At 40.5% G+C, this 15,005-nt stretch carries 12 protein-coding genes; all 12 read left to right on the top strand.

The window, feature by feature from the left end:
* On the top strand, window positions 1-637 hold a 637-nt coding region (locus O3633_RS09235), incomplete at its 5' end, for a restriction endonuclease subunit S (protein ID WP_371621091.1).
* 13 nt (window positions 638-650) lie between these two features.
* On the top strand, window positions 651-1,883 hold the full coding sequence (locus O3633_RS09240) for an ATP-binding protein (RefSeq protein ID WP_371621092.1): 1,233 nt from the start codon (window positions 651-653) through the stop codon (window positions 1,881-1,883).
* A complete protein-coding gene (locus O3633_RS09245; protein ID WP_371621093.1) occupies window positions 1,876-4,920 on the top strand; it encodes a type I restriction endonuclease subunit R in 3,045 nt (1,014 codons plus the stop codon). Before O3633_RS09240 ends, O3633_RS09245 begins: the two co-directional genes overlap by 8 nt.
* 100 nt (window positions 4,921-5,020) lie before the next feature.
* The gene (locus O3633_RS09250) at window positions 5,021-5,425 is read left to right on the top strand and encodes a YbgA family protein (protein ID WP_371621094.1); all 405 of its coding nucleotides are present in this window, start codon (window positions 5,021-5,023) and stop codon (window positions 5,423-5,425) included.
* Window positions 5,409-5,771 (top strand): TIGR02328 family protein, encoded by a 363-nt coding sequence (locus tag O3633_RS09255; protein ID WP_371621095.1) that lies wholly within the window; start codon window positions 5,409-5,411, stop codon window positions 5,769-5,771. The genes O3633_RS09250 and O3633_RS09255 overlap by 17 nt, the downstream gene beginning before the upstream one ends.
* A 243-nt stretch (window positions 5,772-6,014) precedes the next feature.
* Entirely contained in the window at window positions 6,015-8,264 is a 2,250-nt protein-coding gene (metE, locus tag O3633_RS09260; RefSeq protein ID WP_371621096.1) for a 5-methyltetrahydropteroyltriglutamate--homocysteine S-methyltransferase, read from the top strand.
* A gap of 63 nt (window positions 8,265-8,327) precedes the next feature.
* Entirely contained in the window at window positions 8,328-9,188 is an 861-nt protein-coding gene (gene metF / locus O3633_RS09265; protein ID WP_371621097.1) for a methylenetetrahydrofolate reductase [NAD(P)H], read from the top strand.
* Between the two features lie 339 nt (window positions 9,189-9,527).
* Window positions 9,528-11,750 (top strand): polyribonucleotide nucleotidyltransferase, encoded by a 2,223-nt coding sequence (gene pnp, locus O3633_RS09270; protein ID WP_371621098.1) that lies wholly within the window; start codon window positions 9,528-9,530, stop codon window positions 11,748-11,750.
* A 14-nt stretch (window positions 11,751-11,764) separates the two neighbouring features.
* Complete coding sequence (gene cysE / locus O3633_RS09275) at window positions 11,765-12,382, top strand: serine O-acetyltransferase (protein WP_371621099.1); 618 nt, start codon at window positions 11,765-11,767, stop codon at window positions 12,380-12,382.
* A 12-nt stretch (window positions 12,383-12,394) separates the two neighbouring features.
* Window positions 12,395-13,261, top strand: coding sequence for a GNAT family N-acetyltransferase (locus tag O3633_RS09280; protein ID WP_371621100.1), 867 nt, complete (start codon window positions 12,395-12,397; stop codon window positions 13,259-13,261).
* A gap of 20 nt (window positions 13,262-13,281) precedes the next feature.
* Complete coding sequence (cysS, locus tag O3633_RS09285; RefSeq protein WP_371621101.1) at window positions 13,282-14,625, top strand: cysteine--tRNA ligase; 1,344 nt, start codon at window positions 13,282-13,284, stop codon at window positions 14,623-14,625.
* Window positions 14,618-15,004 (top strand): Mini-ribonuclease 3, encoded by a 387-nt coding sequence (locus tag O3633_RS09290; RefSeq protein WP_049530972.1) that lies wholly within the window; start codon window positions 14,618-14,620, stop codon window positions 15,002-15,004. Before cysS ends, O3633_RS09290 begins: the two co-directional genes overlap by 8 nt.
* Window position 15,005 lies beyond the last annotated feature (1 nt).

Genomic DNA, 15,005 nt, shown 5'->3' on the forward strand with positions numbered 1-15,005 from the left:
GTGGGACAACTCCGCTATTATCAAACTTTTACAGTGGGTATTTGGTCCAATTCGAGTGGAGTTTGGAGCGATGGCTAAAATTGTACGTGGTTCCTCTCCAAGACCAATTTCAAAATTTATTACTGAATCTGAGCAAGGTGTACCTTGGATAAAGATTGGTGATGTTGAAAAAAACTCAAAATATTTATCAAAAACAAAAGAGAGAATTACTCAAGCTGGAAGTGAGAAGTCTCGGTTGGTAAATAAAGGTGATTTTATAATGTCAAATTCTATGAGTTTTGGTCGGCCTTATATTTTAAATATTGATGGTTGTATTCATGATGGTTGGCTAGCAATAAATGGATTTGAGGATGTATGTTTACCTGATTTTCTGTATTACTATCTATTAACCGATACTATGCAATATATGATGAGGAAGAATGCATCTAATGGAACAGTTCAAAATTTAAACGTAGATATTGTTAGACAGTTAATTATTATTTTACCGCCTTTGTCTACACAGTCACAGATAGTGTCTGTCTTGGATAAGTTTGATACCTTAACCAACTCTCTTTCTGAAGGCCTTCCAAAGGAAATCGAACTAAGACAGAAACAGTATGAATACTGGAGGAATCAATTGATCAATTTTAATGAATAAGGAAAAGTAAATCATGGCATATGAAAAAAATTTTAATACATTAGAAGATGTTGCAGACGAACTAATTTCAAGTACTAAGAAGTTGCATTTAATTTATGCTTTTAATGCCACAGGGAAAACACGTCTTTCTATGATTTTAAAGGATAAATTAAATGTATTAGGAAATGATGAAGAGGTGGAGAAAAAGAAAATACTCTATTTCAATGCTTTCACAGAAGATCTTTTTACTTGGGAAAATGATTTAGAAAATGATGAAAATAGATATCTTAAATATGATAAACGTACCTATTTTGGTAAATTTTTGGAGAATCAGCAACAATTTGATCAGGTTATTGTAAATTTTCAGAAATATGTTAGTGATTTAATAGTTCCTATTTTTGAGGATATTGAAGAACAAGTTGTTGATAACTTTGGTAATCCAGTTATTGATATTATTGGGGGACAACGTTTACCAAGATTAAAAAGTAATTTCAAAAGCATTCATTTTACTGTAGATGGTGAAACGGTCAAAATTTCTAGGGGAGAGGAGAGGATATTTGTTTGGTCTATATTCATAACTCTTTTAGAACTTATCATTGAAGAATTGAGCGACCCAGAGATCAACTCTGATTTTCAAAATTTTGAATATGTTTATATTGATGATCCAATTTCTTCATTAGATGATAACAATATCATTAATTCCGCAATCTTTTTAAAAGAGGTCATTGCAAAATCTGAAAATACAGATTTAAAATTTATACTTTCTACTCACCAACCACTTTTCTACAATGTCTTATACAATGAAATTAGATTTGAAAAGAGAATAAAGAAGATCAGTTTCTATGTAATGAAAAAAGAGATTGATAATAATGGTGAGGTAAAATATATTTTGACTGATGTTGAGAAAGATTCTCCGTTTGGTTATCATCTAAAGGTAAGAGAAGAATTACGTAGGGCTGTAGACAGTGGACGAGTAGAAAAATTTCATTATGCCTTGTTTAGAAATCTGTTAGAAAAAACAGCTACATTTTTAGGTTATGGTAGATGGGAGGAGGTTTTATTAGGATTAGAGGTAGTTGGTGAGGAGATTACCAAAGAAAATATAGAACCATATACTCAAAGGATTGATTTATTCACCCATAATCGTCAATCGGACTTGGAGTTTAGAGAATTGCAAGAACGAGAAAAAAATACCTTAATAGAATTATTCAATAGTTTTGAGATAAAATATAAATTTAACCAAAAAGAGGAAAATGAAAATGGTTGATTATTCAAAAATACATGAAGTAATTGCGGAAACAAATGAAGGGATTCTCTTGGCTGAGTATCAACCAGAGTACCGCACGGATAGAGAATATCAGTCAGAGGCTGATTTAGAAAATCAGCTGATTTCTGATTTGGTGAATCATCTCAACTATGAACGCTTAAATATTCATACTCCCGCAGAAATTTTAGCAAATACCAAGGTTCAGATTGAAAAGCTAAATAAGGTGACTTTTACAGATGATGAGTGGAATCGCTTTGTAGTGGAATATCTGGATTGTCCCAATGAAGGGTTAGTTGAAAAAACACGAAAAATCCAAGAGAATCATATCTATGACTTTGTCTTTGATGATGGACGGATTAAAAATATTTTCATCATTGATAAGAAAAACATTCACAACAACAGTATGCAGGTCATCAACCAAGTGACCCAGGTGGGTAGTCATACTAATCGTTACGATGTCACTATCTTAGTAAATGGTCTACCTCTAGTTCAGATTGAATTAAAGAAGCGAGGGGGAAGTCTTAAAGAAGCTTTTGAACAAATCCATAGATATAGTAAGGAGAGTTTCAATAGCGAAAACTCTTTATACAAGTATATTCAAATATTTGTGATTTCTAATGGGACTTTTACACGCTATTTTGCAAATACAACAGCTCAGAATAAAAATCATTATGAGTTCACCTGTGAATGGGCAGACCGTAAAAATAAAACAATTCATGACCTTGAGGACTTTACCGTTACTTTCCTAAGTAAACGAGTTCTCTTGGAAGTATTGACTAAGTATTGTGTTTTTGATACTAATAATACCTTGCTCATCATGCGCCCTTATCAGATAGCGGCTACTGAGAGTATCATACGCAAGATTCATTCATCTAATGAGATGAGGAACTTTGGCACTATCAATGCCTGTGGCTATGTCTGGCATACAACGGGTTCAGGGAAAACTTTGACCAGCTTTAAGACAGCTCGTTTGGCGACAGAGTTGGACTATATTGATAAAGTGATTTTTGTGGTGGATAGAAAAGATTTAGATCACCAAACTATGAATGAATATCGAAAATTTCAACCAAATTCAGTCAATGGTAGTAACAATACAAAAGAACTCCAACGTAGTATTGAAGAAAATGATGATCGAATTGTTGTCACAACTATTCAGAAGTTAAATAAATTTATAACAGCAAATCCAAACCATGAAATATACAGTAAGAAATGTGTCTTGATTTTTGACGAGTGTCACCGCTCTCAGTTTGGGAAGGCTCAAAAGCGTATTAAAAAATCCTTTAAACAGTATGCTTTATTTGGATTTACAGGGACACCGATTTTCCCAGAAAATAGCTTGACGGGAGAGACTACACAAGAGGTTTTTGGAGAGCAACTTCATAACTACGTTATAACGGATGCTATTCGAGATAAAAAGGTGTTGAAGTTCAAGGTTGATTACAACTATATCAAGCCTGAAATCAATAAGTATAGAGAAGCAGAAAAGGCAGTTGGCCGAGAGCTCGATGAGAAGAAACTCAAAAAGATAGAGAAGGAACTTCTTCTCCATCCTGAACGGATTGCAACCATTACAGAGTATCTGTTAAGAGTTTATGATGATAAGACGCATCGAAATCAACACTATACTCATAAACAAAAACAATTGTTTGGATTTAATGCCATGCTGGCAGTACAAAGCATTGATGCTGCGAAATTATACTATGAAGAACTTCAGCGACAACAAGCAGCTTTACCAGAAGCTAAACGCTTAAAAGTTGCAACCATCTTTAGCTTTGCGCCTAACGAAGAACAGTCAGCTTATGGAGAAATTCAAGATGAAGAGTTAGAGCCTAAAGATACAGCCATGCCTCTTTCATCTAAAGAGTTCCTTTCTAAGGCAATCTTCGATTATAATCAAATGTTCAAGACCAACTTTTCTACTGATGGGAAAGAGTTTCAAAATTACTATCGTGACCTTTCCAAACGTGTCAAGTCCAAGGAAGTGGATTTGCTGATTGTAGTTGGTATGTTCTTGACTGGATTTGATGCTCCAACCATGAATACTCTCTTTGTCGATAAAAATTTGCGTTATCATGGCTTGATTCAGGCATTCTCGAGAACCAATCGAATTTTTAACAAGGTTAAACCTTTTGGTAATATTGTTTGTTTCCGTGATTTAGAGAAGGCTACGCAAGAAGCTATTAAGACTTTTGGGGACACCAATAAGCTTGATATTATCTTAGAAAAAAGCTTTAGTGAATACATGGATGGTTTCGTGGATCAGATAACTGGTATCAAAGTTAAAGGTTATAAAGAAGTCTGTCAGGAAATTCTGGAAAGATTCCCTAATCCACAAGAAATAGAAACAGAACATGATAAAAAAGAGTTTGTTAAGTTATTTGGTGAGTTTCTGAAACTTGATAACGTTCTTCGAAATTATGATGAGTTTCAGGAAATCGACAAGCCTATCTCGGAAGGTTATCTCCAAGATTTAAGAAGTTCTTATGTAGAAATTCGAGATGAATTCTTAAACCTTAAAAATTATGAAAGAACAAAAGACTTAGGTGTTGACCTTTCAGATATTGAATTTGAGATTGAGCTCTTAAAAACTGACGAGATTAATCTAGATTATATTCTTGCTTTGATTGTCGAAAAATCGAAGAACTCTGAGTCTAAAGAAGCAATGAAAGCAGAAGTTAGCCGTGTGATTCGTTCTAGTATTGATATTCGTGCTAAGGAAGAGCTGGTGATTGGCTTTATCAATGATACTGATTTAGCGAGTCTGAAAGACCATGATGAAATTATCAATGCATTCTATGCTTATGGTAAAGAACGTAAAGCAGTCGCTATTCGTGAGTTAGCAGAGTCTGAAAATCTTGTAAAAGATTATCAATTATTCATTGATCGTTCTATTCAACGTGGTTATGCTGAGAATAGTGGAGCTGATCTGGATTCGATTATTCCACCGACTTCTCGTAGACAAGGAGCTCGTGAACGTAAGAAACAAGAAGTTTTACATCAGATTCAATCATTAGTTGAAATTTACTCAGGAATTTAGCGAAGTGGACATTAGATTCATCTAAAAATCGATTCGCTCATTTTAAAAATACAACTTTGTTTCCGTATTTCCTGGGAACTAGTAGAAAGTTAGGAGAAATATGGAAAATAACAACCAACGTGCCCTTTGTCAGCAACTCTGGGCGGAAAATAAATACCTTGTTTTGAGTCATTCTAGCAATATTTACAAGGATATTCACCAGTATCTCAAGCAAGAAGTGGTGGAGCTGAATCAGGTTCAAGAGATGATTGACCGTGCCTGCCAGATTCCAGAACACAGGGGTCAGGTTTGCAATGCTTTTCAGCATATTTGGGGCTATTTTAAAAAGCAAGCCAGTATTGATGAGCGCAAAGACTATATGCTTTTGCTGGATCGCTATCGCTTTGGTCAGGCTTCCAAGGAAGACTTGATTGCTAGGACTAGAGACTTGCTTGAGCGTTACCCAAATGCTTATCTGCAACATTCTACCCTGCTGAAAGGAGACTCCCATGAGACTTTGGCATGAGACTTTGATTTCACAACTTCCCCGTCCTCAGCTCTTGGGGCAACATCGAGAGTGCTGCGCCCTGCGTGGCAATGGCTGGGGCAGAAAGCATGCGACGGTTGACTATGTCTTTACCCACTCGCCTTATCGTCTCTATGCCTATCATCGTTTGATCATGGAGGAGATGGCTGACCGTGGCTACAATGTCAGTCCAGAGTGGCTGGACAAGAACTACCGAGGTAAGACCTGTCCTTCCTATGAAGACTTAGCAGAGGAAAAGCTGAATAGTCCTATCTATAGCGAGCATGACTCTGCCTACTATGAGGAATGTCTGGCTAATCTCCGTGAGAAGGGGATAGACCTATAGTCTTTTCTAATAGCAAGCCATAGTCAACTATCTGTTTACTCAAGTTTGACTATGAACAGGACTATCTTGAAATACTGTTAACCATTGTCTACCAAAGGATTTGGAGAATCTTCTCCAAATCTTTTTTTGTCTTCTAAACCGAGGTATAGTTTCAGACTATATCAAAGCCTAATTTTTTACAATTATACAGATGATTTCTTTTCTGTTAAGATAGTTTCAACAACAATTTTTGGAGGACAAAACATGTCAACTACAATTATCGGTTTCCCTCGTTTGGGTGAATTCCGCGAATTAAAATTTACAACTGAAAAATACTTTAGAAAAGAAATCTCAGAAGAAGAACTTTTGGCTGCTGCGAAAGAATTACGTGCAAAACACTGGAACATCGTTAAAGAAAAAGGCATCACTGAAATCCCATCAAATGACTTTTCTCACTACGACAACTTCCTTGATGCTGCCTTCCTTTTCAACGTAGTTCCTGCATCTGTTCAAAACTTGGACTTGTCAGACCTTGAACGCTACTTTGCTTTGGGACGTGGATACCAAGGAGAAAAAGGGGATGTTCGTGCCCTTCCGATGAAGAAATGGTTCAACACCAACTACCACTACATCGTTCCTAAATTTGAAAAAGACACTCAAGTAAAATTGGCTGGTCACAAGATCTTTGATGAGTTCCAAGAAGCTAAAGAGCTTGGACTTAACACTCGTCCTGTCCTTGTAGGTCCATTCACTTTCCTTCAATTGTCAGACTTTGAAGAAGGTGTGAAAGCAGAAGACTTCGTAGATAGCTTAGTAGCTGCTTATCAAGATGTTTTTGCGAAATTGGCTGAACTTGGTGCAACTCGTATCCAACTCGACGAAGCTGCTCTTGTCAAAGACTTGACAGAAGAAGAAAAAGCACTCTTCTTGAACATCTACAACAAACTCTTGGCTGACAAAAAAGGTCTTGAAGTCTTGCTTCAAACTTACTTCGGTGACGTTCGTGACGTTTACGCTGACCTTGTGAAATTGCCAGTAGATGCCATCGGTCTTGACTTCGTTGAAGGTAAGAAAACTCTTGAACTCGTTAAAGGTGGATTCCCAGCTGACAAGACTCTTTATGCAGGTATTGTCAATGGTAAGAACATCTGGCGCAACAACTACGAAAAGAGTTTGGCTGTTCTTGAGCAAATCCCAGCTGAAAACATTGTTTTGACAAGCTCATGCTCACTTCTTCATGTGCCATTTACAACAGCTAATGAAGAATTTGAACCAGCTATCTTGAACCACTTTGCATTTGCAGTTGAAAAATTGGATGAAATCCGTGACTTGGATGCTATCCGCAACGGTCAAGGTGCAGAAGCACTTGCAGCTAACAAAGAACTCTTTGCGACTGAACGTGTTGGCGAAAATGCGGAACTTCGTGCTCGTATCGCTGGATTGACAGATGCAGACTACACTCGTTTGCCAGCCTTTGCTGAACGTGAAGCAATCCAAGAAGATGCCTTCAAACTTCCAGCTCTTCCAACAACAACCATCGGTTCATTCCCTCAAACAAAAGAAGTTCGTGCTAAACGTTTGGCCTTCCGTAAGGGTGAATTGTCACAAGAAGAATACGATGCCTTCCTTGCTGAGACTATCGACGAATGGATCAAATGGCAAGAAGAAGTTGGATTTGACGTGCTTGTACACGGTGAATTCGAGCGTAATGACATGGTTGAGTACTTCGGTCAAAACTTGTCAGGTTACCTCTTCTCTAAGAATGGTTGGGTACAATCATACGGTATGCGTGGGGTTAAACCACCAATCATCTGGGGTGATGTGACTCGTCTCAACCCAATCACTGTGAAATGGTCTAGCTACGCACAAAGCCGTACTGACAAACCTGTTAAAGGTATGTTGACTGGACCTGTTACTATCCTTAACTGGTCATTCCCACGTGAAGACATCTCTATTAAGGATTCTACTCTTCAAATCGCTCTTGCAATCAAGGATGAAGTTCTTGACCTTGAAGCTGCAGGCGTGAAAATCATCCAAATCGACGAGGCTGCTCTTCGTGAGAAATTGCCACTCCGTCGTAGCGACTGGTACGAAGACTACCTTGACTGGGCTATTCCAGCCTTCCGCTTGGTACACTCAACAGTAGCACCAGACACACAAATCCACACTCACATGTGTTACTCAGAATTTACAGATATCATCCCAGCTATCGACAACATGGATGCAGACGTTATCTCATTTGAAGCTAGCCGTTCAAACCTTGAAATCTTGGACGAACTCAAAGCGAAAAACTTCCAAACAGAAGTTGGACCTGGGGTTTACGATATCCACTCACCTCGTGTACCTAATGAAGGTGAAATCGACCACACAATCGAAGCAATCCTTGCGAAAGTACCAAGCAAGAAAGTTTGGATCAACCCTGACTGTGGTTTGAAAACACGTGGTATTCCAGAAACGAAAGAAAGCTTGATTCGCCTTGTAGAAGCTGCCAAAGCTGCGCGTGAGAAATTGTAAGAAAAGACAGTTCTCTCTACACGGTTGATCAGTAAGAAATCAACTAGAAAAAGGTTATTACATATGTCGCGTCAAACACCGTCACTCTCATTTGAAGTTTTCCCTCCCAACCCATCAGTAGGCAATGACAAAATTATTGCAGCTCTGAAAGACATGCAGGGCTTGGCACCACACTTCATCAGTGTAACTGCCAGCAATAATAAATTTAATATCAAAGAGACGACGGTTCGTTTGGCAGACTATATCCAAAATGACTTGGAGATTCCGACCATTGCTCACTTGCCAGCTATCTACCTGACCAAGGATAAGGTGGCTGAGACTATTGCAGATTTGGATAAGGTTGGGGTTCAGAAAATTTTGGCTCTTCGTGGAGATATCATTCCTGATGTTGAGCCACAAAAGGATTTTCGTTACGCCACAGACTTGATTGAGTTTATCAATGAACAGGCACCGCACTTTGAAATTATTGGTGCTTGTTATCCAGAAGGACACCCTGATTCGCCAAACCAAATCTCAGATATTCAAAATCTCAAGAAAAAAGTAGATGCAGGCTGTTCAAGCCTTGTCACTCAGCTTTTCTTTGACAACGAGCGTTTCTACGATTTCCAAGACAAATGTACCTTGGCTGGGATTGATGTTCCCATTCATGCGGGTATCATGCCAATCCTCAATCGTAACCAAGCGCTTCGTCTCTTGAAGACTTGTGAGAATATCCATCTCCCACGTAAGTTTAAGGCTATCTTGGACAAGTATGAGAATGATCCTGAGTCACTCAGAGCAGCAGGACTTGCCTATGCTGTAGACCAAATCGTGGACTTGGTAACGCAAGACGTAGCAGGCGTGCATCTCTACACCATGAACAACGCAGACACTGCTCAGTACATCCACCAAGCAACCCATGCCTTGTTCAATCATCAACCTTAAAATAATTAAAAGCAAACCATTCTTCTTTTCATAGCAGAATGGTTCCTTTTTTATAGAAAAGACCGTACTTTTTAAGAAAAATATGATAAAATAGACTCTGTACGTACTTGATACAAAGATGAGGGTATTTAGGTTGTAAAGGTTGCGAAAACGAAACTCAAAAAGTCCAAAATATCTTGATTAATTGAACTCGGCCAAAAAGCTGTGTAAAAAAGATAAACTGTCTTGTCTTCATCGAAGACTTCGTCAGTTTCCTATTTTTACTTTGCTTTTGACGGCCTTAGTATCTTGATCTTTGTAGGCAAGGCGTATAATTTTATCAATCCAAAGGGGATTACAATGACAAAACAAGTGTTTCAAACGACTTTCGCGGGTCGTGAGTTGATCGTAGAGACTGGTCAGGTTGCTAAGCAAGCAAATGGCTCTGTTGTGGTACGTTACGGTGAGTCAACTGTCTTGACTGCTGCCGTTATGTCTAAGAAGATGGCAACTGGGGATTTCTTCCCGCTTCAAGTCAACTACGAAGAAAAAATGTATGCGGCTGGGAAATTTCCTGGTGGTTTTATGAAACGTGAAGGGCGTCCTTCAACAGATGCGACCTTGACAGCGCGTTTGATCGACCGTCCAATCCGTCCAATGTTTGCGGAAGGTTTCCGTAATGAAGTGCAAGTCATCAACACTGTGCTTTCTTACGACGAAAATGCATCTGCACCAATGGCAGCTATGTTTGGTTCATCATTGGCACTTTCTATCTCAGATATTCCATTTGATGGACCAATCGCTGGGGTACAAGTAGGCTATGTTGATGGAGAAATCGTCATCAACCCAACTCAAGAACAAGCAGAGCAATCGCTTCTTGAATTGACAGTAGCTGGTACTAAGCACGCTATCAACATGGTAGAGTCTGGTGCTAAAGAATTGTCAGAAGAAATCATGTTGGAAGCTCTTCTTAAAGGACATGAAGCTGTTAAAGAATTGATTGCCTTCCAAGAAGAAATCGTTGCGGCAGTCGGTAAAGAAAAAGCAGAAGTAGAATTGCTTCATGTGGATGCTGACTTGCAAGCTGAAATCATCGCAGCCTACAACAGCGATCTTCAAAAAGCGGTTCAAGTTGAAGAAAAATTGGCGCGTGAAGCCGCAACTCAAGCAGTGAAAGATCAAGTCACAGCAGTTTACGAAGAAAAATATGCAGACCACGAAGAATTTGACCGTATCATGCGTGATGTGGCTGAAATCTTGGAACAAATGGAACACGCAGAAGTACGCCGTTTGATCACAGAAGACAAGGTTCGTCCTGACGGCCGTAAGGTCGATGAAATCCGTCCTTTGGATGCGGTTGTCGACTTCCTTCCTCGTGTACACGGTTCAGGTCTCTTCACTCGTGGACAAACTCAGGCTCTTTCTATCTTGACTTTGGCACCAATGGGTGAAACGCAAATCATCGATGGTTTGGATCCAGAGTACAAGAAACGCTTTATGCACCACTATAACTTCCCACAATACTCTGTTGGTGAAACTGGACGTTACGGTGCGCCTGGTCGTCGTGAAATTGGTCACGGTGCTCTCGGTGAGCGTGCACTTGCTCAAGTGTTGCCAAGCTTAGAAGAATTCCCATATGCGATCCGTTTGGTAGCAGAAGTCTTGGAATCAAACGGTTCTTCATCTCAAGCATCTATCTGTGCGGGAACACTTGCCCTTATGGCTGGTGGTGTACCAATCAAGGCGCCGGTAGCAGGGATTGCCATGGGTCTCATCTCAGATGGAAACAACTACACAGTATTGACAGATATCCAAGGTTTGGAAGACCACTTTGGAGACATGGACTTCAAGGTTGCGGGTACTCGTGACGGGATTACAGCTCTTCAAATGGATATCAAGATCCAAGGGATTACTGCAGAAATCTTGACGGAAGCTCTTGCCCAAGCCAAGAAAGCTCGTTTTGAAATCCTTGATGTGATTGAAGCTACTATTCCAGAAGTTCGTCCAGAATTGGCTCCAACAGCTCCGAAAATTGATACTATCAAGATTGATGTGGACAAGATCAAGATTGTTATCGGTAAGGGTGGAGAAACCATCGATAAGATCATCGCTGAAACAGGCGTTAAGATTGATATCGACGAAGAAGGAAACGTGTCTATCTACTCTAGCGACCAAGCTGCCATTAACCGCGCTAAAGAAATCATTGCTGGTTTGGTTCGTGAAGCAAAAGTGGACGAAGTTTACCATGCCAAAGTTGTGCGTATCGAGAAATTCGGTGCCTTTGTCAACCTCTTTGACAAGACTGATGCCCTCGTTCATATCTCTGAAATGGCTTGGACTCGTACTAATAATGTAGAAGATTTAGTTCAAATTGGTGATTTTGTGGATGTTAAGATTATCAAGATCGATGAAAAAGGTCGTGTAGATGCTTCTATGAAGGCACTCTTGCCACGTCCACCAAAACCTGAACGTTCAGAAGAAAAAGGGGATAAAGGTCATCGCCATGACGATCGTCCTCGTCACCATCACAAGGACCACAAACCAAAGAAAGAATTTACTGAAACACCAAAAGACTCAGAATAAGAAAGGAGAAATGTATGGGATGGTGGCGTGAAACCATTGATATCGTAAAAGAAAATGATCCAGCGGCTCGCACCACTTTGGAGGTTCTTTTGACCTATCCTGGTGTGAAAGCCTTGGCTGCTCACCGTCTCTCTCATTTTCTCTGGAACCATGGCTTTAAGCTTTTAGCTCGTATGCACAGCCAGTTTTGGCGTTTTTGGACTCAGATTGAGATTCACCCTGGAGCTCAAATCGAATCAGGTGTCTTCATTGACCATGGAGCAGGACTTGTGATTGGGGAGACAGCTATCGTTGAAAAAGGTGTTCTCCTTTATCATGGGGTAACCCTTGGTGGGACAGGTAAGGATAGTGGCAAACGCCATCCGACTGTTCGTAAAGGAGCGCTCATTTCTGCTCATGCCCAAGTCATCGGTCCTGTAGAGATTGGTGAAAATGCCAAGGTCGGTGCTGCAGCGGTCGTTGTAGCAGATGTTCCTAGTGATGTGACGGTTGTCGGTATTCCAGCCAAGATTGTCAGAGTGCATGGGCAAAAGGATGAACCAACTATTCACGAAGTCGAAGAAAAACGAGAATACTACGTGAATAAGATGGAGCATGCTAAGGAAGCTAGCCATCGGTCTTCGAGCTTGTAAGGAGATCGCTACATGATTCAATCAACCAATACATTGAATGACCACCAACTACTGGAAGCAAAAGCCCTTATTGCCACCTGTCGGAACTATGACGGAACTTTTCGGGATCCTTATCTTTCCAATATGCTCAATTTTGACCCCAACATGCCCGCCTTTTTCCTTTGTTATGAAAAAGGTGAACTTGTTGGTCTATTAACCGTCTATGCAGATGACCAAGATGTTGATGTGGCGATCCTGGTCCACCCTAATCATCGTCGTCAGGGAATTGCACGAGCTTTGTATAGAAGTTTTGAGAAAGAAACGGCATCTTATCCAATTGAGTCTGTGACTTTTCAGACAGAGCGTGTTTTTCTAGAGAATCATCCTGATTTTGCCAGCAATTGGGGATTGGTCGAGGATGAAGAGACAGAAACCTGGTTAGGACGTGATCGAACCGCTTATGCATTAGATTCCCGTTCAGATGTCAATGTGCTCTTAGCAGAACCTTCTTATCTTGAAGCCATTGCCCAGCTCCACCACCAAACCTTTTCAGATGAAGTGGAAGCACCAGAAGTGAGCCACAGATACATTTCGGAGGCCTTGAAGGATCCTGATAGTCTGCTTTACATATTACTCAAAGAAGGTCAAGTGATTGGCGTTTGTACGGTCGATGTGTCTGGAAAATGCAATTACCTTTATGGACTAGCGATTGCTGAAGTTTATCGTGGGCAAGGTTACGGAAGCTATCTAGCAAAATCAATCGTCAACCAACTCATGGAGCAAAATGATAAGGCATTTCAGATTGCCGTGGAAGATAGCAATGTTGGTGCCAAACGCTTGTATGAAAAGATTGACTTTGTCAAACAGACTCAGGCGGTTTACTTGAAGCCAAAAGAGTAGAAACAGAAAGGAGTCAGTGAGTGATTAAAATCTATGACACCATGTCTCGTGATTTGCGAGAATTTGTCCCAATCGAGGACGGTAAGGTCAAGATGTATGTCTGTGGGCCAACTGTATATAACTACATCCACGTGGGGAATGCCCGCTCGACAGTAGCCTTTGATACTATTCGTCGCTATTTTGAATACCGTGGCTACGAAGTAGCCTACATTTCCAACTTTACGGATGTGGATGACAAGATTATCAACCGTGCCAAGGAAGAAGGTATCACACCTCAGGAAGTAGCGGACAAGTATATCGCTGCCTTTCGTGAGGATGTGACAGCCTTGGGTGTGAAGCCTGCGACTCGTCATCCACGTGTAGTCGAGTTTATGGCTGACATCATCCGCTTTGTAGAAGACTTGATTGAAAAGCGCTATGCCTATGAGAGTCAAGGGGATGTCTATTTCCGTGTAGAAAAATCCCACAACTATGCTAAGTTAGCTAATAAAACCCTAGAAGACTTGGAGTTAGGTGCTTCAGGTCGGACAGACGAAGAAACAGCCCGCAAGGAAAACCCTGTAGACTTTGCTCTTTGGAAATCTGCTAAACCAGGTGAGATTTCTTGGGACAGTCCTTGGGGACCTGGACGTCCAGGCTGGCATATCGAATGTTCGGTCATGTCAACGGAGATTTTGGGTGATACCATCGATATTCACGGTGGTGGAGCTGACCTTGAGTTTCCTCACCATACCAACGAAATTGCCCAGTCTGAAGCTAAAACAGGCAAGACCTTTGCCAACTACTGGATGCACAATGGTTTTGTCAATATCGACAATGTCAAGATGTCTAAGTCTTTGGGTAACTTTATTACCGTTCATGATGCTCTCAAAACCATTGATGGTCAAGTATTACGATTCTTCTTTGCGACCCAGCACTACCGTAAGCCAATCAACTTTACAGAAAAAGCTGTGCGTGATGCCGAGACCAATCTCAAATATCTGAAACATACCTATGAGCAGCCATTTACTGGAACTGTAGATGCGGAGGAGTTGCAAACTTTTAAAGATAAGTTTGTAGCGGCTATGGATGAAGATTTCAATACAGCAAATGGTATCACAGTCGTCTTTGAAATGGCCAAGTGGATCAACTCAGGAAACTATGATGCAGTGGTTAAGGAAACTCTTGCAGCTATGTTAGAAGTCTTTGGAGTGGTCTTTGTTGAGGAAGTTTTGGATGAAGAGATTGAAGCCTTGATCCAAAAACGTCAAGAAGCACGTGCAAATAAAGACTTTGCAACAGCTGACCAAATCCGTGACCAACTAGCTGCACAAGGAATTAAGCTATTTGACACCAAGGATGGAGTGAGGTGGACACGTGATTGATGTCAATCTCATTAACGGGATTGCTCTAGCTTTTGAAGGAGATGCGGTTTATTCTATGTATATCCGTCGCCATCTCATTCTCAAAGGCATGACCAAGCCCAATAAACTCCACCAAGAGGCAACCAAGTATGTGTCGGCCAAGGCTCAGGCACACTTGATTTCCCTCATGCTGGAAGAAGAAGTCCTAACGGAAAAAGAGGAAGAAATCTATAAACGGGGTCGTAACACCAATAGTCACACAAAGGCTAAAAATGCGGATGTGGTGACCTATCGTATGTCTACGGGTTTTGAAGCGGTCATGGGCTATCTTCATATGACAGGAAATGTGGAGCGCCTCGAAACCTTGATTTCTTGGTGCATCCAAAAAGTGGAGGGCTAGA

Source organism: Streptococcus sp. 27098_8_22 (assembly GCF_041432415.1).
Taxonomy (GTDB): Bacteria; Bacillota; Bacilli; order Lactobacillales; family Streptococcaceae; genus Streptococcus; species Streptococcus pseudopneumoniae_M.

Bases quoted from the DNA above. Each gene is read 5' to 3' on its own strand.
- O3633_RS09240 (WP_371621092.1), top strand. From the start codon at position 651: ATGGCATATGAAAAAAATTTTAATACATTAGAAGATGTTGCAGACGAA.
- O3633_RS09245 (WP_371621093.1), top strand. From the start codon at position 1,876: ATGGTTGATTATTCAAAAATACATGAAGTAATTGCGGAAACAAATGAA.
- O3633_RS09250 (WP_371621094.1), top strand. From the start codon at position 5,021: ATGGAAAATAACAACCAACGTGCCCTTTGTCAGCAACTCTGGGCGGAA.
- O3633_RS09255 (WP_371621095.1), top strand. From the start codon at position 5,409: ATGAGACTTTGGCATGAGACTTTGATTTCACAACTTCCCCGTCCTCAG.
- metE (WP_371621096.1), top strand. From the start codon at position 6,015: ATGTCAACTACAATTATCGGTTTCCCTCGTTTGGGTGAATTCCGCGAA.
- metF (WP_371621097.1), top strand. From the start codon at position 8,328: ATGTCGCGTCAAACACCGTCACTCTCATTTGAAGTTTTCCCTCCCAAC.
- pnp (WP_371621098.1), top strand. From the start codon at position 9,528: ATGACAAAACAAGTGTTTCAAACGACTTTCGCGGGTCGTGAGTTGATC.
- cysE (WP_371621099.1), top strand. From the start codon at position 11,765: ATGGGATGGTGGCGTGAAACCATTGATATCGTAAAAGAAAATGATCCA.
- O3633_RS09280 (WP_371621100.1), top strand. From the start codon at position 12,395: ATGATTCAATCAACCAATACATTGAATGACCACCAACTACTGGAAGCA.